Consider the following 24500-nt stretch of genomic DNA (forward strand, 5'->3'; position numbering starts at 1 on the left):
GGCGGCCCTTGCTACTCCAGCGTGGGCTGTTCCGGGCCGTCCGGCCGCGAGAGCTCGGCGAACTTGGCCGCCATGGTCGGGTTGCCGCGGGTGAGTTTCTTGATGGTCACGTCCTGCGCCTTGTCGTTGGCCAGCCGCAGGTTCCGCTCCGACCCGAGCAGCGACTCCTTGACCTTCTGCAATTGCGCGATCGACTTGTCGATCTGGTCGATGGCCTCGTGGAAGCGGCGCGACGCCAGCTCGTAGTTCTTGCCGAAGCGGGTCTTGAAGTCCTCCAGCTGGTCCTCGAAGTCCGTGATGTCGATGTTCTGCGCCCGGACGAGCTCCAGCTCGGTCTTGTACTTCAACGAGTTCAGCGCGGCATTGCGCAGGAGCGTGATGATCGGGATGAAGAACTGCGGCCGCACGACATACATCTTCGGGTAGCGGTGGGACACGTCCACGATCCCGCCGTTGTACAGCTCGCTGTCGGCTTCGAGGAGGCTGACCAGCACCCCGTACTCGCAGCCCTTCTCGGCCCGGTCCCGGTCGAGTTCCTTGAGGAAGTCCTCGTTCTTGTGCTTGGTGGCCGTGCCGTCGTTCTCGTTCTTCATCTCGAACATGATGGACACGATCTCGGTGCCGTTCTCATCGCTGTCGCGGAAGATGTAGTCGCCCTTGCTGCCGCTCCGTGCGTCGTTGTCCTTCTCGAAGTACGCCCGTGGGAACGCCGTGGCCCGCAGGCGGTTGAATTCGGTCTCGCAGTGCTGCTCCAGGGTCTCGCCCACCATCTTGGTGGAGAGGCGGGCCTTCATGTCCCGCAGGCGCTCGATCGCGTCGTCCCGGTCCCTGAGCTGGGTCTCGTACTTGTCCTTGAGCGCCTGCTCCGCGAGCTTCTTCTCCAGGGCCGCGCGCTCCAGCTCGTTGCGCAGCGCATCCCGGTCCTTCTCGACATCGCCCACCGCTTCGGTGATCGCCAGCCGCCGGGCGGTCTCGCCGGCGTCGAGCTTCGCCTTGAGGTTCTGGATTTCCGCGTCCTTGGCGGCGGCAGCGGCCTGCAGTTCGCTGCGGAGCTTCGTCTCGAGCAGCTCGGTGGCGGTCTGCTGTTCGCGCCGGGCCTGCTGGAGTTCATTCCGGAGCGCGTCGCGCTGCTTCTCCACATCGCCCAGGGCCTCCGCGACGGCGAGGCGCCGCGCGGTCTCCTCGGCCTCGAGGCGCGCCATCAGGTCCTGGATCTGGGAGTCCTTCGCGGTGGCGGCCTTCTGGAGTTCCTGGGCCATCCGGGACTCGGCGAGCTCGACGGCCGCGGCCTTCTCCTTCTCGGCCAGCTCAAGCCGCTGGTGGAGCTGCTCCTCGAATTCGCGGTCCCGGACCTGCCGGACGATCTCGGCGTAGCCCGCCTCGTCGATCGTGAAGGCCTTCCCGCAATGGGGGCAAACCACCTCGTGCATGTCCGTGTTCCTTCCGCGTCGCCAGGATCCATTCCGCAGCCCCCAGCCTATAGCGGACGGGTGACTCCCCGACGCGGTGCACGGACGGGAACCCCGGTATACTGGAGGGAGTACAAAGGGTCGGGCGCATCGGGTGGCAGGGACGGTGCGCACTGCGTTCCGCAGTATCACCTTTCAGGAGTTCTGCCCATGACAGCACCCTCCCGTACCTCTGAAGACCGCCCCTCCGTGGCGGCATCCCCGGTCTCCGCCTGGGAGCGCATCGTCGGCATGTTCCGGCAGTACGCGCAGCTTCCCCGCCTGAGCGGCGGCTGGTACATCTTCCTCACCATGCTGGCCCGCCTCCCGCTGGCCATGCTCACCATCGGCACCATGAGCCTGGTCACCGCCGTCACGCATTCCTACGCCTCGGCCGGCCTGGCCGCCGGCGCCGTGGGCATCGGTTCCGCCGTCGGCGCGCCCCTGGTCGGAATGCTCGCCGATCGCCTGGGGCAGCGTCCCGTGCTCCTCGGCTACGCGGCCGCCAACGTCGTCTCTCTCGCCCTGCTTCTCGGGGCCTGCCTCACCTCGCAGGAGCCCTCCGTGCCGTGGATCGTCGTGGCGGCCTTCGCGAGCGGCTTCACCTCGCCGCAGGTCGGCCCGCTCTCCAGGGTGCGCTGGCTCGCCCTGATCGGCCGGAAGCGCGGCTCACGCGCCGGCATGAACGACGTCGCCATGTCCTTCGAGGGCACCACGGACGAGCTCACCTTCGTCCTCGGCCCCGCCCTGGTGGGCGTGCTGGCGGCGTTCCTCGCCCCTTGGCTGCCGCTCGCGCTCGCCGCGCTCCTCACCTTGGTGCTGGTCCCGCTCTTCGCCCTTCATCCGAGTGTCACCGCGGTGCAGGGCACGCGGAACGCGCCGGCGGGAGCGACGACGGCGGAAGCCCCCGACGGCGCGGCCCGCCTGCGTCTGGCGATGGTCGTCGTCGCCGTGCTGGCCATGGTCTGCATGGGCACCTTCTTCGGCGGCACCCAAGCCGCACTGAGCGCTTTCGCCGGTGAATTCGCCAACCCGGAACTCGCGGGACTGCTCTACTCGGCGATGGGGCTCAGCTCCGCGGTCATGGCGCTGTCCATCGCCGCCTGGCCCGAGAAGTTCCGCCACGGCGCGCGATGGGTGTTCTGTGCCCTGCTCCTCACGGCGGGCAGTGCGCTGCTGCTCCTGCCGCTCACGCTCGGCAGCATCATCCCCGTGCTGCTCCTGCTGGGCGTCGCGGTCGGGCCGCTCATGGTGACCGTGTTCGCGATCGGAGCCCAGGTGGCTCCCGCGGCGCGCATGTCGACCGTCATGACCGCTCTCTCGAGCGGGATCGTCGCCGGGACGGCTCTGGGCTACGCCGTGGCGGGCGCCGCGGCGCAGGCCGGCGGTTCGCATCCGGCGTTCCTGGTGTCCGGCTCGGCCGCGCTGCTGCTCATGCTGCTCGGCCTCGTGGCCGGCCGGATCCTCAAGGCCCTGTCCCGCTGAGGGGCGCTTTCCCCTCGAACGCCGTTTCTCCTTGAGTGCCCAGTTTCTCCTTGAGTGCTCAGTAGTTGCGGGTCCGGGGCGTCGGAACCCGCAACAACTGAGCACGCAACGGGCGGAACGCTTTCAATGGGCGGAGCGCACGCAACGCACTGGGCGGGGCGCCCCGGGATCAGCGCGCCAGGAACTCCAGAGCGGCTTCCTTGAACACGCGGCTTGTGACGGTGTTCGTGTGGTTGCGTCCGGGGATCAGGAGCGTCTCGGCGTGACCGCCCGCTTCCTCGACCAGGGCCGCGAGGGTGGGCAGCGATGCCGCCCGGGGATCCTCCGAACCCGCCGCGAGCAGCACGTCCTGGTGGGGCACGGCGTCCTCGGGGTCGAACGGCTCCACCTTGGCGGCTTCGATGAGCTGGAGGAACGCGAAGATGTTGTTGCTCGGCACGAGCTGCGCCATGGTGAGCAGTGCCGCGGTCGACGCGTCGGCGATCGGAGTGCCGTCGGCGAGGTGACGCTGTGCGGCCACGACGTCGAACTCCGCGAGCGGGTCGTTGTGGCTCGGGCCGCCGAGCACCGCACGCCGGACGAGCCCGCGCTGCGTGCCGGCGATCTCCCAGCCGATGCGCCCGCCGAGCGAGTAGCCGATCACGTCGAGGCCGCTGCCCGGGTCGCCGTCGCGCAGTGGCCTGGCTCCAACGTCGGTCACGGCCTGCAGCAGATCGGCGCGGATCTTGCCGGGGGAGTAGGAGTCCATGTCGGCGGGGGCCTCGCTGCGTCCGTGACCGGGCAGATCCACCGCGATGGCCCAGCGGCCGGCCTTGAGGAGGTCGCGGATCCAGCCGCTCTGAACCCAGTTGAGGTCGATGCTCGAGGAGAAGCCGTGCACGAGCAGGATCGGCGGCAGCCCGGCGTCGGTGTCGCCGCGGAACACCTCGACGTTGAGGCCGGGGTCGCGTCCCTCCACCGTGTGCGGCTGGTTCTGGCCTGCGTGCCGGGTCATGTCCGTGTCCCTCCTGGGTGATGTCGCGGCCGTCGCGCCGGACGCCTCCGAGGCGCCGTCGTCGGGGTCCGGGGGCCTCCTCCGGCCCGTGCAGTCACTCTACCGCTCACGCGGCTCCGAGCAGGAGCCCGCAGGGACGGGCTTCATCCGCTTGTCCGTCGGGCTGGTGGAGGTCTATCCTCAGTTATAGTCATAGTGACTTTAACTCGGCGGAGACGCCGAGGAACCGGGATCGCGGGAAGGAGCGGCGATGGATCAGTGGCAGCCCCTAACGGTTCCCGTGCAGGCCAATCCGGTCGGCAACGTGGAGGAGCGCCGCCTCGCAGCGCCCGGGCTGGCGATCTCCACGGTCATCTTCGCGCTGAAACCCAGCGAGACCTCCGGTCGTCCGACGCTCTGGCTTCCCTTGGTCCGCCGGATCCGGGAGCCGTTCAAGGGACAGTGGGCACTCCCTGGCGGTCCTCTCCGGCACGATGAATCGCTGCCCGAGGCCGCCTCGCGCAACCTTCTCGACACCACCGGTCTCGCCCCGCGGTACCTGGAGCAGCTCTACGCCTTCGGCGGTCTGCACCGGTCACCCGCCCAGCGTGTGGTGAGCATCGTCTATTGGGCGCTGGTCCAGCCGGAAGAGGCCGAGCTGCCCGGCGAAGAGGAGAACGTCCGCTGGTTCCGGGCGGACAAGGTCACGGACCTCGCCTTCGACCACCAGGAAATCGTGGATTACGCCCTCTGGCGGCTCCGCAACAAGATGGAGTACGCCTCGATCGCGTTCCACTTCCTCGGCGAGTACTTCACGCTGGCCCAGCTGCGGGAGGTCTACGAGGCCGTCCTCGACAAGCCTCTCGATCCTGCGAACTTCCGCCGCCACGTCACGAACGCCGTCGGCATCGAACCCAGCGACCGCTACCTCCAGGGCGGCAAGCACCGCCCGCCGCGCCTCTACCGCTACACCGGCCCCGCGCCGTCGAGCACTCCCCGGACAGCACCGAACACAGCAAGGAACCCCTCATGAGCAGTGTCAACGCCACCATTCAGCTCCTGACCCGCGAGCAGGCCGAGAGCGCGGCGCTGTCCCGGGCCGCCGGGCAGAGCACGTGCAGCACCGAACTGGCCAGCGGGCCCTGGGAGTATGACGCCGCCGAGGCCGCACGTGGCGTTCCCGCGTACGGGCCGGGCGCCTCAAGCGCCGACATCGCGCCCGCGAGCACGCCCCGGCAGGGCGAGATCCCGGCGGAGTACAAGCAGGCGAGCGACGCCGAGCTCGACCGCCGCATCCTGGCCGCCAAGGAGGCGCTGGGGGACCGGGCGGTCATCCTGGGGCACTTCTACCAGCGCGATGAAGTGGTCAAATACGCCGACTTCGTAGGGGATTCCTTCCAGCTCGCGAACGCGGCCCTGACCCGGCCCGAGGCGGAGGCGATCATCTTCTGCGGGGTCCACTTCATGGCCGAGACCGCAGACATCCTCTCCACGGACCGCCAGGCCGTGATCCTCCCCAACCTGGCGGCCGGCTGCTCCATGGCGGACATGGCGGACATCGACTCCGTGCAGGACTGCTGGGAGCAGCTCGAGGAGATCTACGGCACCGCGCCGGATGCCGACGGCAGGCTCCCGGTCATCCCCGTCACCTACATGAACTCCTCGGCCGCGCTCAAGGCGTTCTGCGGCGAGCACGGCGGGATCGTCTGCACCTCCTCCAACGCCGCGACGGTCCTGGAATGGGCCTTCGAGCGCGGGCAGCGGGTCCTGTTCTTCCCGGACCAGCACCTGGGCCGCAACACGGCGAAGGCCATGGGCGTGCCGCTCGAGCACATGCCCCTGTGGAATCCGCGGAAGGATCTCGGCGGCAACAGCGAGGCCACCCTGGAGGAGGCCGAAGTCATCCTCTGGCAGGGCTTCTGCTCGGTGCACAAGCGCTTCACCGTCGCGCAGATCGAAAAGGCCCGTCAGGACCACCCGGGCGTGACCGTGATCGTCCACCCCGAATGCCCCATGGAGGTGGTGGACGCGGCGGATTCGGCCGGATCCACCGACCACATCAGGAAGGCCGTCGCGGCCGCCACCGAACCCACGACTTTCGCCATCGGCACCGAGATCAACATGGTCAACCGGCTCGCCGCGGAGTACCCGCAGCACACGATCTTCTGCCTCGACCCGGTGATCTGCCCTTGCTCCACCATGTACCGCATCCACCCCGCCTACCTGGCCTGGGTGCTGGAGGAACTGGTGCAGGGCCGGGTCGTGAACCAGATCGTCGTGGACGACGCCGTGCAGCAGGGCGCCCGCGTCGCCCTGGAACGGATGCTGGCGGCACGGCCATGACAGCCCGCCCGGACCTTCCCAGTGCCGACGACGCCGCCACGCCGCAGTCCGCCGGTCGCGCGCCGTCCGCGGGCCTCGCCGTGGTGGGGGCCGGGATCGCCGGCCTCTACGCCACCCTGCTCGCCGCCGAAGCCGGGATCCCCGTGGTGCTCCTGACCCGGAGCGAGCTGGAGGCCAGCAACAGCTTCGCGGCCCAGGGCGGGATCTGCGCCGTGCTGGACGAGGCCCGCCGGGCCCCCGGGGACTCGGTCGAGGCCCACGTCCGCGACACGCTGGCCGCCGGCGCCGGGCTGTGCGATCCGGAGGCCGTCCGCATCCTCTGCTCGGGCGCCCAGGAGGACGTGCTGAATCTGGAACGGTTCGGCGTGCGCTTCGACGCCGGGCCGTCCGGTGATCCGGCGCTCGGCCTGGAAGCCGCGCACTCCCACCCCCGGATCCTCCATGTGGGCGGGGACGCCACCGGAGCAGGGATCGTACGCGCCCTGGTGTCGGCCGTCATCGCGCAGGTGCTGGCCGGACGAGTCAGCCTGGTGGAGAACGCGTGGGCCACGGCACTGCTGACTGACGCCCGCGACGCCGGCAGGGTCCGTGGCGTCGTCTTCGAACGGGACGGCATGCGCCACGAGCTGACGGCCGAGGGCGTGCTGCTGGCCACCGGGGGAGCCGGGCGCCTCTTCGCCCGGACCACCAATCCGTCCGGGGCGTTGGGGGAGGGCGTGGGTCTGGCGCTGGAGGCCGGGGCCGTGGTCACCGACGCCGAATTCCTGCAGTTCCATCCGACGGCGCTGCGGCTCCCGGGCCAGGCCCAGGACGGCTGGCTGGTGTCCGAAGCCGTCCGCGGTGAGGGCGCCGTGCTCCTCGATGACGAGGGCCGCCGTTTCATGCCGGATCTTCACCCTCTGGCCGAGCTCGCCCCTCGCGATGTGGTCTCCCGGGCGGTCGCCGCGCACCTCGCCGGGCGCGGCATCCCGGACGGCGCGGTCTTCCTGGATGCCCGGCCGATCGTGGAACGCGAGGGCCGGGGATTCCTGGCGCGCCGTTTCCCGAGCATCAGCGCGGCCCTGGCGCTCGCGGGGATCGACTGGGAGCGCGAACCCGTCCCGGTGGCTCCCGCCGCTCACTACTGGATGGGCGGAGTCGCCACGGACCTCTGGGGCAGGACCTCCCTTGCCGGACTCTGGGCCGCCGGCGAGGTGGCCTGCACCGGGGTGCACGGTGCGAACCGGCTCGCCTCCAACTCGCTGCTGGAAGGTCTGGTCTTCGCCCGCCGTGCCATCGAGGCTCTCGTCGAGGAGCGGGCCGGGGACGGCGGCGCCGCGGTGATCCCGTGGTCCGCTCGCAGTCTCCCGGTGCGTGCCGTGGAGCTGCCCGTGACGACCGTCAGCGAGGACACAGCGGGCGGCGTGGCAGTGCCCGCCAGCACCGTGCCGCGCCTTGTGGCCCCCGGGCTGGAGGCGCTGCAGCAGCTCATGACCGCGGAGGCCGGCATGTCCCGCACTGCGGAAGGGCTGTCCCGCGCCGCGTCCGTGCTGGACGACTGGCTTGCCCGCACCGACACCCCGGCATTCCGGCACAGTCTTCTCGCCGCCCGGGTCCTCGTGGCGGGAGCCCTCTCCCGTGAGGTCAGCGTCGGCGCTCATTTCCGCGCGGACGCCCCGGACGGGCGGCCCGCCGACCCCCGGCACCTCAACTGGCGCGCCGAGCCGCGCGCCGTCGTCGTCTCCTCGCCTTCCGGAAGGATCCCCACCGCATGAACCAGACGCTGACCACCGGGTTCTTGGCAGGCCCGGATGAACGGGCCCTGGACCGGGTCATCCTGACCGCGCTCGAGGAGGACGCCGCCCACGGAGACCTCACCAGTGAGGCCTTCATCCCGCTCGCCGCCACCGCACAGGCGGTCGTGCGGGCCCGGGTTCCTGGCGTGCTGAGCGGAGGACCCGTGGTGCAGCGGGTCTTCGCGTTGGTCGATCCCCGGGTCCGGGTGACGGCGCTCGTGGAGGACGGCGAGCCGTTCGAGCCGGGGGACCGGCTGGCCGTGATCGAGGGCCCGGCACGGTCGGTGCTGTTGGGCGAGCGCATCGCGCTGAATCTGATGCAGCGGATGAGCGCGATCGCCACCGCCACTCAGGAGCTCGTGGCGGCGGTGGCCGGGACGCGTGCGCGGGTGGTGGATACCCGCAAGACGACGCCGGGCCTGCGGAACCTCGAACGGTACGCCGTGCGCTGCGGCGGCGGGCACAATCACCGCTACAGTCTGTCCGACGCGGTCATGGTGAAGGACAACCACCTGGCGGTCCTCACCGGCGGAGACTCCGGGAAGATCACCCAGGCGCTCCTGGACGGCAAGTCCCGCCTGGGCCACACGGTGCATCTGGAGGTGGAGGTCGACGGGCTGGAGATGATCGAACCCGTGCTGGCCGCAGGCGTGGACACCATCATGCTGGACAATTTCTCCCTCGAGGACCTCGCCGAGGGCGTGCGCCGGGTGGCGGGTCGGGCGCTCGTGGAGGCGAGCGGCAACGTCCGGCTCGACACCATCGCGGCGATCGCGGCCACCGGAGTGGACATCATCTCCTCCGGCGCGATCACGCACAGCGTCGCCAATCTGGACCTGGGCCTCGACATCGACATCCACCCTCAGGGCACGCCGTGATCTACCTGGACGCGGCAGCCACCACCCGGGTCCGCCCCGAGGTGCTGCAGGCGATCTGGCCGGTCCTGTCCGGGACGTTCGGCAATCCGGCGAGCCACCACGAAGTGGGCGAAAGCGCCCGGGCGGTCCTGGAGGACGCTCGACGCCGGGTGGCCGCCGTGCTCGGCTGCCGCCCCGCAGAGGTGCTCTTCACCTCCGGCGGAACGGAAGCCGACAACGCGGCGCTGAAGGGCATCGCCCTCGCCCGCCGGGCCCGCGATCCCCGGTTCGACCGTGTCCTGATCAGCGCGATCGAACATCCCGCGGTGACGGAATCGGCGGCGTATCTCGCCAGGGTGCACGGCTTCACGGTGGATGTCGCCCCGGTGGACCACCAGGGCGTGGTCCTCGTCGAGGAGTTCGCCGCGCTCCTGGGGGAACGCACGGCGGTGGCGAGCGTCATGTACGCGAACAACGAGGTGGGCACCGTCCAGGACATCCCGGCCCTGGCGGACCTCGCGCATCAGGCAGACGTCCCGCTGCACAGTGACGCCGTGCAGGCGGCCGGAGCACTGCCGCTGGATGTGCGGGAGCTGGGTGTCGCCGCGCTGTCGCTCGCAGGTCATAAGCTGGGCGCGCCCAAGGGCAACGGCGTGCTGGTCCTGAAGGCCCGGACCCCCTTCGAGCCGCTCCTGCATGGCGGCGGCCAGCAGAGGGACCGCCGTTCCGGCACCGAGGACGTGGCGGGGGCAGTGGCGTTCGCGACCGCGCTGGAACTGGCGGAGACGGAACGCCGCTCCGCCGACGGCGCCGCCGCGGAAGGTCGACGCGACCGCTTCATCCGTGCCGTCCAGGACGCCGTCCCGGGCGCGGTCCTCACGGGTGATCCCGTGAACCGGCTTCCCGGTTCGGCCTCATTCTGCTTCCCCGGCGTGGCGGGGGAGACGATCCTGCTGGAACTGGAGCGACGGGGCATCGTGTGTTCGAGCGGCTCGGCGTGCGCAGCCGGCTCCAGTGAGCCGTCCGCCGTCCTGACAGCCATGGGCCTTCCCGCGGACGTCGCGCTCACGGCGGTGCGCTTCAGCCTGCCGCGGGACACGAGCGACGAGGACCTCGAGATCACGGCGCGAGCTGTAGGGGAGATCCTCGGCCGTCTCGGCGCCGGAACCGTCTGAGGCCGGCTCAGGGAGCTTTTGGCTCCGCGTTCACGCGTTCCGTGCGCGGCGGAAGATCCACTGCCGGAACAGGGTGAAGCGGACCACTGTGGCGAGGAACCCGGCCAGGGTGGTGGTCCAGAGTTCCTCGGTGACGGTCGCCTGCGGCTGGACCCAGTGCAGCAGCGCCAGGCTGGAGGCCGTGATGACCCAGGCGATGCCCATCACGAGGAGCCCGCGCGCGTGATCCCGGGCGGCGCCCTGTCCACCCTGGATGCGGAACGTGGCGGCGCGGTTCAGGGCCGTGTTGAGGATCGACGTCGAGACCAGGGCGAGCGCGTTGGCCCACTGGGGTCCGACGGAGGGGCGCAGCAACGCGTACAGTCCGATCGACGCCGCCGTGCACAGGACGCCGACCACCGTGAACCGGCCGATCTGGCCCCAGAGGCGGGAGGCCGCCGTCGTACGCCGCTCAGTGGACGCGGCTCCGGTCTCCGTGGCGACGGCGACGGCCGCCGACCCGGGGACGGGTTCAGCGGCGGCCGTTCGTCCGACGGTCCCGGTGGTCCTGCTGCTCATGGCCTCAGTCTTTCACGGCACCCTGTGGCGTGCCGGTGGATTGCTGTGCGGTGGCTGGGTATTTCCTGACCCGCCGATGCCGTCACCGAACCCGGGCCGAGAAATTGTTGGACATTTACCGACTTTTCTCTTGTGTTGACAAGATTTGTCAGTAATTCTTAACGGGTCATGATCCAGAACATCAGCGCCGCTGGCGGCGCCGAGAGGAGTTTGCGTGAAATCGTTATTCCCTGGAATTCGCAAGACCCTGACACTGTCGGCGTCGCTGCTGACGGCTGTCCTCACTTCATCTCTTGGATTGTTGGGGGCGCCGGCGGCCCAAGCGGCGCCCACTTCCTGGTACCTCAATTACACTGGTCAGACTCAGGAGCAGACCAACTGGTGCTGGGCTGCCACGGGCAACAGTGTTGCCAACTACTTCGGGTACAAGCAGTATTCGCAGAACCAGTTCTGCGACATGGCGTTCGGAAATGCGCTGAGCGTCGACTGTCCCAACAACCAAGCCACGCTGGCTAACGATCAGACCGCCTTCAAGACCATCGGCATCTCGGCTGGCACCTACATCACAGGCACCGTCGCCTTCAGCAAGGTGCAGAGCGAAATCGGATCCAACCGTCCGGTCATGACCCGTATTGTCTGGGCTTCCGGCGGGGGGCACATGATGACGCTGATCGGTTATGACGCGTCGGCGAGTACCGTTCAGTACCACGATCCCTGGCCTGACGATCAGCGCATCAACACCTCGACGTACTCCTGGTACACGAGCAATAGCGAATTCACTTGGACGCACTCTCTCTACGGAATCGGGGCCTGACCATGAAGAACATTGATCGCACAGGCCGTGTCGCTCTTCGCATGATGGCTGTCCCTGCGCTTGCCGCCGCGGCCCTCGCAGGCGGCAACGCCGCACAAGCATCGCCACTCGGGTCGGGGGACCAGGACAAAGCGAGAGCCGCTGCCGTGTCGCCCGAGGCCACGGCTCTCCTCCAGCATTCGCTGGCCGCGCAGGGTGGCACGACGGCTTCTGGGGCCCAAGGTGTGGTAGGCGCGGATGTGGCATCGTCGGCAGCCCATCGGTCGGTGGTTGTAGATCCTACTGCGATCCCGGTCTTCGCCCTCAACCCGGACTTCGTCAGAGGTGCGTCCCAGGATGCGGGGAAGCTCTGGTACGTCGCGTTCACCGCCGACCAGGGAGCCGCACATCAGACATTGTTCACCGCACCGGACGCTTCAGGCGCGTGGAAGCCGGTCAATGTGGCGAGCGGCGACACTGAGCAGCGGATGGCGGCGCTGGCTAAGGGCGGGGAGCTCCTGTTCGAGCCGCAGATCGGCGCCTGGTACGCGGTATCCGGTCACCAGGTTCGTGCGCTGAGTCATTCGGCGGTGGAGTCCATCGGGACGGCGCCGATGAGTCTGACCGCATATCAGCACAAAGTCGCCTCAAGCTACGGCGACAAGCTGCCGGGGAGTACTTACGATCGCGGCGGAGCGGCAGGTGGTTTCGATGCCAAAGGCAGCGTGGGGGTTTCGTCTCTCGGATCCGCAGCGCCGGAGGGAGGAGCGGCCGCGACCTCGGGAGATCAAGCAGCTCTTGCCGCGGGGGGAACAGCAGCGGCGCTGGCAGGTGCGGGGGTCGGGCTGGTGATGATGCGTCGCCGGTCGGTCCGGTCCTGACAATGGGTGTCAGTGCTGACCGCTGAGTGGGCCGTATGAAAAGGGTGGTGGTCGGAGAGTATCTCTCCGGCCACCACCCATCTTTTCAGCCCCCACCGCACTACTCCGGGTGCCCGAGCCCTTGCCGCAGTTTCTCGGTCAGGCGCATGAGCTCGGTCATCTCGTCCTCACTGAGCGCCGGGCCCACGACGGCGGCGATGTCCCGGACGTGCGCCCGGCCGATCTCCTTCTGCACCGCGCGGCCTTCCGGCGTGAGGCGGATCAGGATGCCCCGGCCGTCGTCCGGCGCGGTCTGACGCTCGATCAGCCCCCGGTTCTGCAGGCGCTCCACCAGTCGGCTCAGGCTCGACTGGCTGAGAAGCACGCGATCGTTGATCTCGTGCAGGCGCAGCCAGCCCTCCGGGCAGCGGCTGAGCGTGAACAGGACGTCGTACTCCTTCACGCTGACCTTGTGGGACACGCCGACCTGACGGAAGGCGGGAGCCTCATTGAGGCGCCGCATGACCGCCACCTGGGCCCGGAAGAGGGACTCCCAGGTGGCGGCGGCCGTGCGGACGTGCGGTGCCTTGGTCATGACGTCGCGACCTGCCCGGCCGGTTCGTCCTGGCCCGCGCCCTCACCCTCGGCCTGCTTGGCCTCCTTGGCGGCCACGAGCGAGGCGTGCGTCGGGGCGTCCGGCACGGTGGCGGGACGGCCTTCGGCGAAGCCCTTGCGGAGCTCCGGCAGGATCTCACCGAGCAGGTCCAGCTGCTCCAGGACCGTCTTCAGCGGGAGACCGGCGTGGTCCACCAGGAAGAGCTGACGCTGGTAGTCGCCGAAGGTCTCACGGAAGCTCAGGGTCTTCTCGATGACCTCCTGCGGACTGCCCACGGTGAGCGGCGTCTGCGAGGTGAAGTCCTCCAGGGACGGGCCGTGGCCGTAGACGGGGGCGTTGTCGAAGTACGGGCGGAACTCGCGGACGGCGTCCTGCGAGTTCCGGCGCATGAAGAACTGTCCGCCGAGACCCACGATGGCCTGCTCCGCCGTGCCGTGCCCGTAGTGCTCGTAGCGCTCGCGGTACAGGGCGATCAGCCGCTGGAAGTGCTCCTTCGGCCAGAAGATGTTGTTGGCGAAGAAGCCGTCACCGAAGTAGGCCGCCAGCTCGGCGATCTGCGGGGTGCGGATGGAACCGTGCCAGACGAACGGCGCCACGTCGTCCAGGGGGCGCGGGGTGGAGGTGAAGTTCTGCAGCGGGGTGCGGAACTTGCCCTGCCAGTTGACGATGTCCTTGTCCCACAGCTCGCGGAGCAGGCTGTAGTTCTCGATCGCCAGGTTCACGCCGTCCTGGATGTTCTTGCCGAACCAGGGGTAGACCGGCGGGGTGTTGCCGCGGCCGAGCATGAGGTCCACGCGGCCGTCGGCCACGTGCTGCAGCATCGCGAAGTCCTCGGCGATCTTCACCGGGTCGTTCGTGGTGATGAGCGTGGTGGACGTGGAGAGGATGAGCTTCTCCGTCTGCGCCGCGATGTACGCCAGCGTGGTGGTGGGGGAGCTGGAGAAGAACGGGCGGTTGTGGTGCTCGCCGAGTGCGAACACGTCCAGGCCCACGTCCTCGGCCTTCTTGGCGATCTCGACCGTCGCCTTGATGCGCTCGTGCTCCGTGGGGGTGGTGCCCGTGGTGGGGTCCGTGGTGATGTCACTCACGGTGAAGATTCCGAATTGCATTGCTGCCTCCTTGGCCACGTCCAACTCTACCAAATTATATGCATTTGCATCTAATTTCACTCGTGTCAGCGCTGGAGGGTCAGGATCTATTCCCGGGGGATCCGGAGCCGGAACGGAGCGGCCCGTCCGGGGCGCCGGCGTGCTGCCGAGGCCCCGGACGGGCCGGATCGTGCGGAGATTCCCCAGGTCAGTCCAGGGTGAACGAGCCAGTCCTGGACGGCGACGTGCCGGTGGTGCTCCTGCTTCCGTTCCTGACGCCGTTCCCTCCGCCCCTCGACGAGGCGGTAGAGGACCGGCACCAGGACCAGGGTGAGGAGCGTGGAGGACACGAGACCGCCGATCACCACGATCGCCAGCGGCTGCGAGATGAAGCCACCGCCACCCGTCAGGCCGAGCGCCATCGGGGTCAGGGCGAACACCGTGGCGGCCGCCGTCATGAGGATCGGCCGCAGACGGCGGCGGGCGCCGTGTTCGATCGCGTCCGCCACGGACATCGCCTCACGGCCCGGCTCAGGCCTGCGGTACTGGTTGATGAGGTCGATCAGCACGATCGCGTTCGTGACCACGATGCCCACGAGCATGAGCATGCCGATCAGGGACGGCAGGCCGAGCGGCACGCGGGACACGAGGAGCAGGCCGATGGCGCCCGTCGCGGCGAACGGGATCGAGACGAGCAGGATGAGCGGCTGGACCAAGGACTTGAACGTCGCCACCATGATCACGTACACGATCGCGACGGCGGCCAGCAGCGCCAGCCCCAACTGGCGGAAGGAGTCGGCCTGCTGCGTCGTCGCGCCGCCGACCGCCGCTGTCGTGCCGGCCGGGAGGTTGATGGACGCCAGACGCTTCTGCACCTCCGTGCTGACCGCGCCCAGGTTGCTGCCGTCCGGGGTGACCGAGACGACGGCGGTGCGCTGGCCGTTGCTGCTGGTGATGCTGGACGGCACGTTGACCTGCTTGACGTCGGCCACCGCGGAGAGCGTCAGGGGAGTGCCCGGGATCTTGCTGTCCTTGAGCTCCTGGATGCTGCGGAACGGCTGGGCCTCGCCCACGCGGACGGAGTAGTCCGTGACGCCGAGGCGCAGCTTCACATCGAGCGGCGGGTTGGACGCGCTGGCCAGCAGGCCGCCGATCTGCTGCTCGGACAGACCCAGCGCCGCGGCCTTGGCCCGGTTCACCTCCACCTGGACCACAGGGTAGGAGGACGCCAGGTTGCTGGTCACGGAGGTCGTGTTCGGCACGTCGCCGAAGGCCGTGACGAGCTGCTGGGAGGCCTTGGCGAGGGCGTCGGAGTCGCCCGAGCGGATGGTCACGTCCACCGTGTTGGAGCTGCCGAAGCCGCCCTGCTGTGAGCCGATCGTGAGCTTGCCCGCGTCCTTCAGGTCGGTGAGCTTGGCCCGTGCGGCGTCCTGGAGCTTCAGCTGGTTCTTCTTCTCATCCGTGGTCACCGTGAAGTTGGCGTCGGAGGAGCCGCTGGAGACCATGGCGCCGTACCCGGTCCCGGCGTTGCCGAGGATGACCTGGACGTCCTTGACGCCGTCGACGTCCTTGAGCGCGTTCTCCACCTTCGCAGCGGCCTTGCTGGAATCGTCCAGCGTGGTGCCCGCGGGAAGGGACTGCCGGATGGTGAAGCTGTTCTGGCCCGAGTCGCCCAGCAGATTGGTGGGCAGCAGGGGTGTCATGGCGAACGTCGCCACCAGGATCACGACCGCCGAGACCAGGGTGACGACGGGATGGCGCTGCGTGGCGTGCAGGACAGGGACGTAGCCACGGGCGAGCCAGGAGCGCTCCTCCTTCGCGTGGGCCTCCCGCTCGATCTCCGCCTGCTCGCGGCCCTGGACGTTCCCCGACTTCAGGAACCAGTACGCGAGGACAGGGACGATGGTGAGGGAGACGAAGAGCGAGGCGAGCAGGGCGATGGTGACCGTGAGGGCGAACGGCCGGAACAGCTCGCCCGCGATGTCGCCCACGAACGCGATCGGCAGGAACACGGCCACCGTGGTGAGGGTGGAGGCCGTCACGGCGCCGGCGACTTCGCGGATGGCGGTCAGGATGGCCGTCTTCTTGTCCTCGCCGTAACTGAGGTGCCGTTTGATGTTCTCGATCACCACGATCGAGTCGTCCACCACGCGCCCGATCGCGATGGTCAGGGCGCCGAGGGTCAGGATGTTGAGCGAGTACTTCGCGGCCCCGAGACCGATGAAGGTGATGAGCAGGGAGAGCGGGATCGAGATGGCCGTGACCAGCGTGGACCGCACGGAGAGCAGGAACAGCAGGATGATGACCACGGCGAATCCGAGACCCAGGAGGCCTTCCGTGGTGAGGTCCTTGATGGACTTCTCGATGAAGGGCGCCTGGTCGAAGACGGAGGTGAACTTGGCGCCGTGGCCGAGTTCGTCCTGCAGGGCCGGGATCTCGTCCCGCACGGCGTGGGAGAGCGCCACGGTGTCCGCTTCGGGCTTCTTCGTGACGGACAGCGCCAGCGTCTGCACGCCGTTGGTGCGCGTGATGGAGGTGGCGGGGTTGTCCTTGAGCTGGACCTGGGCGATGTCGCCGATCGTGGTGGGGGTGTTGGCGCCCGTGAGCGGCAGCGCCTTCACGGCGTCCAGGGTGTCGACGCGCGTCCCGACCTGGAGTGACAGCTCCTTGCCCTGCTCGGTGATGGTCCCGACCGGGATGACCGAGCCGTTGTCCTTGAGCGCCTGGCGGATCGACTGGGCGCTCAGACCGCGCTGGGCGAGCGCTCCGGCCCGGGGCAGGATCGAGACGTACTGGCCGGTGGCGCCGCTGACTTCGGCGCCGCGCACGCCGTCGAGCTTGAGCAGGCGCGGCACGCTCAGGCGGTTCAGCTGCTCGCTGAGCACGCTCAGCGGCTGGTCCGAGGACACGGCCAGATAGACGACCGGGAAGTCGTTGATGTTGCCCGCATAGGACTGGGGGTCGACGTCGGCGGGCAGGTTCCGCTTGGCGCTGGAGATCGCGCGGTCCACCTGATTGCGGGCCCGGTCCAGATTGGTGCTGTAGGCGAACTTGAGGCTGACCGTGGAGACGCCGCTGCGAGAAGTGGAGGTGGTCGACTCGACCGACTCCACGCCGCCCAGAGCCTGCTCCAGGGGCTCGCCCACCTGCTTGTCCACCACTTCAGCGGAGGCGCCCGGCATGGTGCTGAGGACGGAGATCTGGGGGAACTCGATCGACGGGATGAGCTCCTGTTTGAGGGAGCCCATCGTGATGACGCCGAACACCGCGGCGAACACCGTGATCAGCGCGATCAGGGCCCTGTTGGCGAGGGAGAGCTGGGAGAGGCGGAACACGGTACTCCTTGAGCAGGAACGGTCAGTGCGGGACTCGGCCGTGAATGCAGAGAACCCCCGCCACAGGGCGGGGGTTCATCACGGGTTCAAGGACCCGCGCTGCCAAACACTGTTGCTGAGGGCAATCTTACTGTGCGGTCCTGACGGTGTTCGCCTCGTCCAGCTGGAGCACGGTGGCGGTGTGGGTGGCCAGCTCGCGGGCCAGTTCCGGGTTGTCATTCAGGCGCACGCCGTAGCCGGGCAGCATCTCCTTGATCTTGCCTTCCCAGCCCTTGAACTGTGCGGGGAAGGAGCGCTTGAGGAGCTCGAGCATGATCGGGACCGCGGTGGAGGCTCCGGGGGAGGCGCCGAGCAGGGCGCCGATCGAGCCGTCCCGGCTCGTGATGACCTCGGTGCCGAACTGCAGGGCGCCGCCGCGCTTCGGGTCCTTCTTGATGATCTGCACGCGCTGGCCGGCCGTGATGAGCTCCCACTTGTCGCCGTCGGCTTCGGGGTAGTACTCGCGCAGGGCCTCGACCTTGGCGCCGTGGCTCTTGGTGACCTCCTTGACGAGGTACGCGACCAGGTCCAGGTTGTCCTTGGCGACGCCCAGCATCGGCACGATGTTGTTGGGGCGCACGCTGCCGGGGAGGTCCCAGTAGGAGCCGTTCTTGAGGAAGTTGGTGGAGAAGCCGCCGTACGGGCCGAACAGCAGGGAGCGCTGGCCGCCCACGTAGCGGGTGTCGAGGTGCGGCACGGACATGGGCGGGGCGCCCACGGAGGCCTGGCCGTAGACCTTGGCGTTGTGCTGCGCGGTGACGGTCTCGTCGGTGCAGCGGAAGAACTTGCCGGACACCGGGAATCCGCCGTAGCCCTTGGACTCGGGGATGCCGGAGGCCTGGAGCAGGTGCAGGGCGCCGCCGCCGGCGCCCACGAACACGAACTTCGCGTCGATGCTGCCGCGTTCGTTCGAGCCCAGGTGGCGGGTGGAGACCTTCCAGCCCCGGCCGAAGGAGAGACGCTCCAGGTCAGTGACGTCGTGGAAGTAGTTGACTTCCACGCCGGAGCGTTCCAGGTACGCGGTGAGTTCGCGGCTCAGGGCGCCGAAGTCGACGTCGGTGCCCTCGGCCACGCGAGTGGCGGCGAAGCGGCCCGGCTGACGGCCTTCCATCACCAGGGGTGCCCAGCCCCCGATGACCGCGGCGTCCTCACTGTGCTCCATGGTGGAGAAGAGCGGGTGCGGCTTGAGGGCCTCGTAGCGCTTCTTGAGGTAATCGGAGTGCTCGTCACCGAGGACGAAGCTCATGTGCGGCACGGTGTTGATGAAGCCCTTGGGGGAGCCGATGAGCTGCTCGGACACCAGGTGGGACCAGAACTGGCGGGAGAGCTGGAAGCCCTCGGCGATGCCGAGCGCCTTGGCCGGGTTCACGGAACCGTCCTTGGCCTGCGGCATGTAGTTCAGCTCGCAGAAGGCGGAGTGGCCGGTGCCCGCGTTGTTCCAGGGGTCGGAGCTTTCCAGGCCCGCCTGGTCGAGGCGCTCGTAGAGCACGATCGACCAGTCCGGCTGGAGCTGCTTGAGGAACGCACCGAGGGTGGCGCTCATGATGCCTCCACCGATGAGGACGACGTCGGCGGAGGAAGTCTTGGAAATGAAGGTCACAGTGAACTCCGATTGCAGCAACATTGGGCAGTAGCAGAATATCCCCTGGCGGTCTCTATCAAAAATTGCCCCTGGGAGTTATCCTTTGAGTTTTACCTTCGAAAAGACTTCGTTCAGAACGGGGGACGAAGGGTAGCTCACGACGCGGTCCGACATCGCCAGAGCCGAGATCGGATAGGCGATGGGCAGGGCGGGCAGTGCCTTGGCGATCCGCTCGTTGATGGAGCGGTAGAGCGTCGAGCGCTCGTCGCCGTCGGGGAGGGTGCGGGCCCGGGCGATGTCCTTGAATACGTCTGCGTCGGTGTAACCGAACTCACTGCGCGTGGACCCGAAAAGCGGTGAGAGGAAGTTGTCCGGATCGGCGTAGGAACCGTTCCAGCCGAAGAGATGAAGTCCGTGGTTTCCGGCCGAAGTCACCTTCTGCGCGTAGCCTTCCGTCCACGGGACGGGCACCGGCTTGATCACCAGCCCGACGGCGGTGAGCTGGCGTGCGATCTCGGCGTACACCTTCTCCGGGGACGGCAGGTACGCCCGGGTCACGTTGACCGGGTAGTAGAACGGGATGGGCTTGCCGTCGTAATTGGCCTCCTTGAGGAGGGCCTTGGCCTTGTTCGGGTCGTAGCCGAGTGCCGGGGCGCCGTTGTTGAAACCGGACAGCCGCGGCGGGACGAACTGCGTCGCCTGGGCGGTGCCGTCCAGGTAGAAGCGGCGCACGATCGTGTTCTTGTCCACGGCGTACTCGATGGCCTGCCGGACCTTGAGATTGTTCAGCGGGGCCACGGACTGGTTCATGCCCAGGTACATCACGGAGAACGGGTCGCGCTGGACCACCTGCTGGCCCTTCTTGACCAGCGCCTCCATGGTGTCGACCGTGATGTTGTCGTAGGCGTCGATCTCGCCCTTGTCGAGAGCCTCGCGGCGCACCTCGGGGTGCGAGATGACGCGGAACGTCACGGTGCCGATCTCGCCACGGTCGCCCCAGTAGTGCGGGTTGGAGCTCAGCGTGACCTCGGATTCGTTCCAGGAGGTGAACTGGAACGGGCCGGTGCCCACCGGGTGGGTGCCATACGTGGACACCTTGGTGCCGGCCTTGGTCTGCGTGAGCGAGTCGGCTTTCCCTTGCGCGAGGGCCTTGGGTGAGGAGATCGCGAGCGACGGCATCGTCAGGGCCTGGAGGAAGCCGGTGAAGGGTTCCGACAGGTCGATCGAGACGTGGTGGGCGTCCCCGGCCGTGCAGCCGCGGTAGATGGACTTGGCCGGCTCGTCCGAGTAGCCGCGGAAGATCGTGCCGAAGGTGGCGCTGCTCTCCTTGCGGAGAGCCGGGCTGAGCTTGTACCAGCGCTGGAAATTCGTGCAGACCGCCTGAGCGTTGAACGGTGTCCCGTCCTGGAAGGTCACGCCCTGGCGCAGGGTGAAGTCGTAGCGGAGGCCGTCGTCGGACGCCTTCCATTCGGTGGCGAGCGACGGCGCGGGCTTGCCCGTGATGGCGTCGACGGTGAGGAGGCCCTCCAGCACCTGCCGGGTCACCCGGTAGGACTCCAGATCGGAGGTGAGGGCGGGGTCCAGTCCCACGGGCGGAGCCGGCGTTCCGAAACGGAAGGCCTTGGTGGGAGCCGAGGAGGAGCTCGTGCTCGGCTCGGGCGTCACGGGAGACGTGCAGCCACTGAGAAGGACGACGGCGGCGCTTGCGGCCGCCAGCAGGCGCCGCGTGCGCGGAACACGGACGGAGCGGGCTGGGGCCACTGGCTTCATCACCTCACGTGTGGAAAGGCCGCCGGCTGTCCGGCGGCCCGTGGACTGCTTGGTGTTCTGGGGTCATGCTGTGTCACTGGTGCGCAAGGTGGGACTTGAACCCACACGCCCGAAGGCACAGGAACCTAAATCCTGCGTGTCTGCCAATTTCACCACTCGCGCTGGTGCTGTGCGGCGCTGAACGCCACGCTCAAGTCTAGACGCAATCGCCGGGGAGTCGGCTCAGCGAATTGCGTGATGTGGGTCCTGATGCGGCGGCCCTGGCCACCGCATCAGGACCCGCGCCGGCTCAGGCGGGGAGCTTGAGGTCCCGGCGCAGCTTGGCCACGTGGCCCTTGGCGCGCACGTTGTACTGGGCCACCGCGACGTTGCCGTCCTCGTCGATCACGAAGGTGCTGCGGATGATCCCCTGGTACGGCTTGCCGTAGTTGAGCTTTTCGCCCCACACGGCGTAGCGGTCCGCCACGAGGTGGCCCTCGTCGGCGAGCATCGTGTAACCGAAGTGCTCCCGCTGGTCCCAGGCGGCGAGCTTGTCCACCGGGTCCGGGGAGATGCCCAGGACCGTGTAGCCCTCCGCGCCGAAGCGCGCCAGATTGTCGCGGAAGTCGCAGGCCTGCTGCGCACACGCCGGGGTGTCCGCCTGGGGGTAGAAGAAGAGGATGACCCGCCGGCCCCGGAGCGAGGAGAGGGTGACGTCCTCGCCCTGAGCGTTCTTCAGCGTGAAGTCCGGCGCCGGGGTTCCCGGCGTGAGACGGGTGGTGTTGGACGTGGGCAAGGGTCTCCTCCTTGGGACGGTGATCCGGGGACGGGCAGCCGGCTGAGCGGGGCCGTCGGTGTCTTTCAGCCTATAAGTCCGGGCCGGGGCCGCCCTAATCAGCCGGGGCGCCGTGGGCGCGGTTTCAGGAGGCCCGGGCGAGCCGGATTCCTCGCAGGACGATGCCGACGGCGAAGACCGCCGCCCCTGCCACGACGGACGGCAACGGAAGAGTCGCGGCCAGTGCCACGCAGGCCAGTGCTCCGAGCACCTGGAACACGCGGGGGTACCGTCGGTCGGCGCCGTTCTGGGTGAACGCCGCCACGTTGGCCACGAGGTAGTAGATGAGCACTCCGAAGGACGAGAAGCCGATCGCCCCGCGGAGGTCGGCCACCGCGATGATCCCGCAGATCGCGACGGCGACCGTCACTTCGGCGCGATGCGGCACCCGGTACAGGGGGTGCACGGCAGCGAGCCAGTGCGGCAGGTCGTGTTCCCGGGCCATCGCCAGACTCGTCCGTCCGAGACCGGCGATGAGGGCGAGGAGTGCTCCGAGCGCGGCGACCGCCGCGCCCGCGCGCACGACCGGCGTCGCCCATCCGGCGTCTCCGGACGCGACGGCCGCGGCGAGCGGCGCGGGCTCCGCGGCGACGCCGGACGGCCCGAGCGTCGTGAGCAGCGTGACGGCCACCCCCGCGTACACGACGGCGGTCACGGCCAGGGCGATGAGGATGGCACGGGGGATGGTCCGCCGGGGTTCGCGGACCTCCTCGCTCAGGGTCGCGATCCGGGCGTATCCGGCGAACGCGAAGAACAGTAGCCCCGCTGATTGCAGGATGCCATACCACCCGTGGGCCAGGAGTCCCTCTCCGGCGATCTTGCCCGGATCGGGGGAGGAACCCGTCCAGCAGGCGGCGACGATGATGGTCAGCGCGGCCAGGACGAGGACCATGAGAATGAGGGTCAGCCGAGCGGTCCGGGTGATGCCGTGGTAGTTCACCGCGGCCAGTGCGATCACCGCCAGGATGGCCACAGGGCGCTCCCAGCCCGGCGGGGCGACATACGCGGCGAAGGTCATGGCCATGGCGGCGGCGCTCGCGGTCTTGCCGATCACGAATCCCCAGCCGGCCAGGAAGCCGGCCCACGGTCCGATCCTCTCCCTGCCGTAGAGGTAGCTGCCGCCCGAGGCCGGATACGCCGCGGCGAGCTGCGCCGACGAACTCGCATTGCAGAAGGCCACGAATGCGGCCACGAACAGCCCGATCAGCAGACCCGAACCCGCGGCGGCGGCCGCCGGGGTGAAGGCGGCGAACACGCCCGCGCCGATCATGGACCCGAGCCCGATCAGCACGGCGTCGACGGTGCCGAGACGGCGTGCCAGCGCAGGGGTCTCACTCATGCGGGGTTCCTTCTCAGATGTCGTCGCTCAGGAGGCGGAGGTCGGCTCCGTGCCTTCCCCACAGATCGTTGCACGCTCTCGCTGCGGGGCGCATCCCGGGGCGAATGCGCGCCGTGGTCTGTGACTACCGCCCGTCACGGTGGCGTGCTTGGATTGGAGGACGGTTCACGTCAGGACATCGCATCACGTCAGGACATTGCACCGTGCGCACGACGCCGTCGGGCCGACTTGCACGCGACGCGCGGAAAGCGCCACGCCCCGGAGTGGGCGCGGCCGGAGAGTCAGGGGGAGGACCACGATGAGCTACTGCAAGAAGGTCGCATTCTGGCAAGGTTCACTGTTCATCTTCCTGGCGGTGTCCAACGCGCTGTCGGACCACAGCCCGGGGTGGAAGATCGGGCTGGTGACGGCGAGTTCGGTGCTGGCCGTCGTGGTCATCGTGGGCTGGTTGTGGCGCGACCGTCGCGAACCGCCACCGCGGGGGTCGGCCCGGGAATAGCTCCGATCCCAGGTGTTTCCAATCCGCCTTCAGGCGGGGCTCCGAATCGTTGCATATCGACCCGGACCACACCAGAAGGCGGCACATCGTGAGCACCCTCTCTTTCATCCACCGTCTTCCGTCGACGCATCGCCTCACCGGCGACCATCGCGACGGACTCAGCCCCCAAGTGCTGGCCGCCGTCGACCACATCCTGTCCGGGGGAGCGGTGTACCTGCCGTTCGCTCGGCTCGGGCACCGGACCGCAGCGGACCGGGGGATGAGCCCGCAAGTGGAGTTCCTCGGTCAGTTCTCCGCGTCGTCGCCCTACACGGCGGGCATCCTGCTGAAGGTCCGCTTCGCGGACGATCCGTTCGTGTCCTTCTGGGTCCCGGCGGACTATCTTGCGCACGGGGAGTGCCGGATGTGCCGGCCGTTGTGGGACGAGGTGGAGGCGCTCGCCGTCGACGCCGCGCCGGGGACGATGCTGTACGGCCTGACGAGCGCGGAGAACGGAGTGCTGGTCAAGGAAGCGGACCTGGTGCGGGCGCACGCGGGGTGAGGCTGTCGATCGCGGTGGTCCTGACCCGGCAGGGACTCCGACTTGAGGAAGCCCTCGGCCGGCAGGGTGAGAGATCCCGGGAGGCGACGTGAATGCGCCGTCGTCGCTGCGCTATTTCCTGGGCAAGCGCCGCAGGATGAGGACCCCGACGATGATGATGGTGATGGTCGGCAGTAGAGCTGGGACGATGGTCCCGAAAATGCTCCATGCCATGACCTCATTTCCCTGCACTCCACCCATGTCTTCAATCCTGTCTCGCTGGTGTGGCGGCCGGAGCGAGAAACACGTGTGCCCGGCCTTTGATCGTGAGATGCGTACGTTTCATCGCGCTGTGTGATGGGGGCAGCCGCTCGCCGGCGACAGGGGCCGCGGCTCCCTGGCGGATGACGAGGAGCAGCAACGGGTGAAGCCGCTGTCCTGCCCTCGTGTGGAGTCACAGCAGATGTTGCTCAAACGAGTGTCATGCAATCCCGCATTCGCAACGCTGTCAAGTAACTGCGGAATGCTGGTTTCATTCTGTCCTGCTCAGGGGCTGGTGCTCGGGTTTCGGTCCGACCTCCTTGCTGGATGGGCGATCTCGACTCGACTGTTCTCCAGGCGGCGACCCAGC

Annotated in this window: 21 protein-coding genes and 1 tRNA gene; 11 read left to right on the forward strand and 11 right to left on the reverse strand. The window is 68.6% G+C overall.

Features of this window, described 5'->3' with window-relative positions; translation table 11 throughout:
- Window positions 1-11: 11 nt before the first annotated feature.
- A complete protein-coding gene (locus tag BLV63_RS07975; protein WP_066210873.1) occupies window positions 12-1430 on the reverse strand; it encodes a DUF2130 domain-containing protein in 1419 nt (472 codons plus the stop codon).
- Window positions 1431-1619: 189 nt separating this feature from the next.
- Between BLV63_RS07975 and BLV63_RS07980 the strand changes: the two genes are divergently transcribed.
- Window positions 1620-2933 carry an MFS transporter gene (locus tag BLV63_RS07980; RefSeq protein ID WP_066210869.1) on the forward strand — a complete coding sequence of 438 codons (1314 nt, stop codon included), beginning with the start codon at window positions 1620-1622 and terminating at the stop codon, window positions 2931-2933.
- Between the two features lie 169 nt (window positions 2934-3102).
- Here the strand turns inward: BLV63_RS07980 and BLV63_RS07985 are convergent, their stop codons facing one another.
- Window positions 3103-3927: an alpha/beta fold hydrolase gene (locus BLV63_RS07985; protein ID WP_066210864.1), complete on the reverse strand. Its 825-nt coding sequence runs from the start codon at window positions 3925-3927 to the stop codon at window positions 3103-3105.
- On the opposite strand from BLV63_RS07985, the gene BLV63_RS18665 reads away from it, so the two are divergent.
- The 6 genes from BLV63_RS18665 to BLV63_RS08015 are packed head-to-tail and all read left to right on the forward strand — an operon-like array spanning window position 3926 to window position 10056.
- Window positions 3926-4117 (forward strand): hypothetical protein, encoded by a 192-nt coding sequence (locus BLV63_RS18665; protein ID WP_074784161.1) that lies wholly within the window; start codon window positions 3926-3928, stop codon window positions 4115-4117. The genes BLV63_RS07985 and BLV63_RS18665 overlap by 2 nt on opposite strands.
- 60 nt (window positions 4118-4177) lie before the next feature.
- On the forward strand, window positions 4178-4939 hold the full coding sequence (locus BLV63_RS07995; RefSeq protein ID WP_066210860.1) for an NUDIX hydrolase: 762 nt from the start codon (window positions 4178-4180) through the stop codon (window positions 4937-4939).
- Window positions 4936-6249: a quinolinate synthase NadA gene (gene nadA / locus BLV63_RS08000; RefSeq protein WP_066210858.1), complete on the forward strand. Its 1314-nt coding sequence runs from the start codon at window positions 4936-4938 to the stop codon at window positions 6247-6249. The genes BLV63_RS07995 and nadA overlap by 4 nt, the downstream gene beginning before the upstream one ends.
- Window positions 6246-8003: an L-aspartate oxidase gene (locus tag BLV63_RS08005; RefSeq protein WP_082723997.1), complete on the forward strand. Its 1758-nt coding sequence runs from the start codon at window positions 6246-6248 to the stop codon at window positions 8001-8003. The genes nadA and BLV63_RS08005 overlap by 4 nt, the downstream gene beginning before the upstream one ends.
- A complete protein-coding gene (nadC, locus tag BLV63_RS08010; protein WP_066210853.1) occupies window positions 8000-8902 on the forward strand; it encodes a carboxylating nicotinate-nucleotide diphosphorylase in 903 nt (300 codons plus the stop codon). Before BLV63_RS08005 ends, nadC begins: the two co-directional genes overlap by 4 nt.
- Window positions 8899-10056 carry a cysteine desulfurase family protein gene (locus tag BLV63_RS08015; RefSeq protein WP_066210850.1) on the forward strand — a complete coding sequence of 386 codons (1158 nt, stop codon included), beginning with the start codon at window positions 8899-8901 and terminating at the stop codon, window positions 10054-10056. Before nadC ends, BLV63_RS08015 begins: the two co-directional genes overlap by 4 nt.
- Window positions 10057-10086: 30 nt before the next feature.
- Here BLV63_RS08015 and BLV63_RS08020 read toward each other — a convergent pair whose 3' ends face one another.
- On the reverse strand, window positions 10087-10614 hold the full coding sequence (locus tag BLV63_RS08020) for a GtrA family protein (protein WP_082723996.1): 528 nt from the start codon (window positions 10612-10614) through the stop codon (window positions 10087-10089).
- A 214-nt stretch (window positions 10615-10828) separates the two neighbouring features.
- Between BLV63_RS08020 and BLV63_RS08025 the strand changes: the two genes are divergently transcribed.
- Both BLV63_RS08025 and BLV63_RS08030 read left to right on the forward strand, forming a co-directional pair.
- The gene (locus BLV63_RS08025) at window positions 10829-11428 is read left to right on the forward strand and encodes a papain-like cysteine protease family protein (protein WP_066210847.1); all 600 of its coding nucleotides are present in this window, start codon (window positions 10829-10831) and stop codon (window positions 11426-11428) included.
- Window positions 11429-11430: 2 nt separating this feature from the next.
- Window positions 11431-12288, forward strand: coding sequence for a hypothetical protein (locus BLV63_RS08030; RefSeq protein WP_066210845.1), 858 nt, complete (start codon window positions 11431-11433; stop codon window positions 12286-12288).
- A gap of 100 nt (window positions 12289-12388) precedes the next feature.
- Here BLV63_RS08030 and BLV63_RS08035 read toward each other — a convergent pair whose 3' ends face one another.
- The 8 genes from BLV63_RS08035 to BLV63_RS08070 all read right to left on the reverse strand — a co-directional run bounded on the left by BLV63_RS08035 (window position 12389) and on the right by BLV63_RS08070 (window position 22850).
- Complete coding sequence (locus tag BLV63_RS08035; RefSeq protein WP_066210843.1) at window positions 12389-12862, reverse strand: MarR family winged helix-turn-helix transcriptional regulator; 474 nt, start codon at window positions 12860-12862, stop codon at window positions 12389-12391.
- Entirely contained in the window at window positions 12859-13992 is a 1134-nt protein-coding gene (locus tag BLV63_RS08040) for an LLM class flavin-dependent oxidoreductase (protein ID WP_066210839.1), read from the reverse strand. The genes BLV63_RS08035 and BLV63_RS08040 overlap by 4 nt, the downstream gene beginning before the upstream one ends.
- A gap of 86 nt (window positions 13993-14078) precedes the next feature.
- Window positions 14079-17306 carry an efflux RND transporter permease subunit gene (locus tag BLV63_RS08045; protein ID WP_066210837.1) on the reverse strand — a complete coding sequence of 1076 codons (3228 nt, stop codon included), beginning with the start codon at window positions 17304-17306 and terminating at the stop codon, window positions 14079-14081.
- Window positions 17307-17433: 127 nt separating this feature from the next.
- Window positions 17434-18945, reverse strand: a complete 1512-nt coding sequence (locus BLV63_RS08050) for a malate:quinone oxidoreductase (RefSeq protein ID WP_066211920.1) — start codon at window positions 18943-18945, stop codon at window positions 17434-17436.
- A 78-nt stretch (window positions 18946-19023) separates the two neighbouring features.
- Window positions 19024-20697 (reverse strand): ABC transporter substrate-binding protein, encoded by a 1674-nt coding sequence (locus BLV63_RS08055; protein ID WP_082723995.1) that lies wholly within the window; start codon window positions 20695-20697, stop codon window positions 19024-19026.
- A 77-nt stretch (window positions 20698-20774) separates the two neighbouring features.
- Window positions 20775-20859: transfer RNA gene (locus BLV63_RS08060), tRNA-Leu, on the reverse strand.
- A 127-nt stretch (window positions 20860-20986) separates the two neighbouring features.
- Window positions 20987-21472: a thioredoxin-dependent thiol peroxidase gene (bcp, locus tag BLV63_RS08065; RefSeq protein WP_066210836.1), complete on the reverse strand. Its 486-nt coding sequence runs from the start codon at window positions 21470-21472 to the stop codon at window positions 20987-20989.
- A gap of 124 nt (window positions 21473-21596) precedes the next feature.
- Window positions 21597-22850 carry an APC family permease gene (locus tag BLV63_RS08070; protein WP_066210833.1) on the reverse strand — a complete coding sequence of 418 codons (1254 nt, stop codon included), beginning with the start codon at window positions 22848-22850 and terminating at the stop codon, window positions 21597-21599.
- Window positions 22851-23148: 298 nt separating this feature from the next.
- Between BLV63_RS08070 and BLV63_RS08075 the strand changes: the two genes are divergently transcribed.
- Complete coding sequence (locus BLV63_RS08075) at window positions 23149-23349, forward strand: hypothetical protein (protein ID WP_066210831.1); 201 nt, start codon at window positions 23149-23151, stop codon at window positions 23347-23349.
- An 88-nt stretch (window positions 23350-23437) separates the two neighbouring features.
- Window positions 23438-23890: a hypothetical protein gene (locus tag BLV63_RS08080; RefSeq protein WP_139244668.1), complete on the forward strand. Its 453-nt coding sequence runs from the start codon at window positions 23438-23440 to the stop codon at window positions 23888-23890.
- Window positions 23891-24500 lie beyond the last annotated feature (610 nt).

The organism is Arthrobacter woluwensis, assembly GCF_900105345.1.
In the GTDB taxonomy this organism is placed as follows: Bacteria; Actinomycetota; Actinomycetes; order Actinomycetales; family Micrococcaceae; genus Arthrobacter_E; species Arthrobacter_E woluwensis.

What these genes read in the sequence shown, in the direction of transcription:
- BLV63_RS08075 (WP_066210831.1), top strand. Translation starts at nt 23,149, where the DNA reads ATGAGCTACTGCAAGAAGGTCGCATTCTGGCAAGGTTCACTGTTCATC.
- BLV63_RS08040 (WP_066210839.1), bottom strand. Translation starts at nt 13,992, where the DNA reads ATGCAATTCGGAATCTTCACCGTGAGTGACATCACCACGGACCCCACC.
- BLV63_RS07985 (WP_066210864.1), bottom strand. Translation starts at nt 3,927, where the DNA reads ATGACCCGGCACGCAGGCCAGAACCAGCCGCACACGGTGGAGGGACGC.
- BLV63_RS08055 (WP_082723995.1), bottom strand. Translation starts at nt 20,697, where the DNA reads ATGAAGCCAGTGGCCCCAGCCCGCTCCGTCCGTGTTCCGCGCACGCGG.
- BLV63_RS07995 (WP_066210860.1), top strand. Translation starts at nt 4,178, where the DNA reads ATGGATCAGTGGCAGCCCCTAACGGTTCCCGTGCAGGCCAATCCGGTC.
- nadA (WP_066210858.1), top strand. Translation starts at nt 4,936, where the DNA reads ATGAGCAGTGTCAACGCCACCATTCAGCTCCTGACCCGCGAGCAGGCC.
- nadC (WP_066210853.1), top strand. Translation starts at nt 8,000, where the DNA reads ATGAACCAGACGCTGACCACCGGGTTCTTGGCAGGCCCGGATGAACGG.
- BLV63_RS08005 (WP_082723997.1), top strand. Translation starts at nt 6,246, where the DNA reads ATGACAGCCCGCCCGGACCTTCCCAGTGCCGACGACGCCGCCACGCCG.
- BLV63_RS08020 (WP_082723996.1), bottom strand. Translation starts at nt 10,614, where the DNA reads ATGAGCAGCAGGACCACCGGGACCGTCGGACGAACGGCCGCCGCTGAA.
- BLV63_RS07980 (WP_066210869.1), top strand. Translation starts at nt 1,620, where the DNA reads ATGACAGCACCCTCCCGTACCTCTGAAGACCGCCCCTCCGTGGCGGCA.
- BLV63_RS08070 (WP_066210833.1), bottom strand. Translation starts at nt 22,850, where the DNA reads ATGAGTGAGACCCCTGCGCTGGCACGCCGTCTCGGCACCGTCGACGCC.
- BLV63_RS18665 (WP_074784161.1), top strand. Translation starts at nt 3,926, where the DNA reads ATGTCCGTGTCCCTCCTGGGTGATGTCGCGGCCGTCGCGCCGGACGCC.
- BLV63_RS08030 (WP_066210845.1), top strand. Translation starts at nt 11,431, where the DNA reads ATGAAGAACATTGATCGCACAGGCCGTGTCGCTCTTCGCATGATGGCT.
- BLV63_RS08035 (WP_066210843.1), bottom strand. Translation starts at nt 12,862, where the DNA reads ATGACCAAGGCACCGCACGTCCGCACGGCCGCCGCCACCTGGGAGTCC.
- BLV63_RS07975 (WP_066210873.1), bottom strand. Translation starts at nt 1,430, where the DNA reads ATGCACGAGGTGGTTTGCCCCCATTGCGGGAAGGCCTTCACGATCGAC.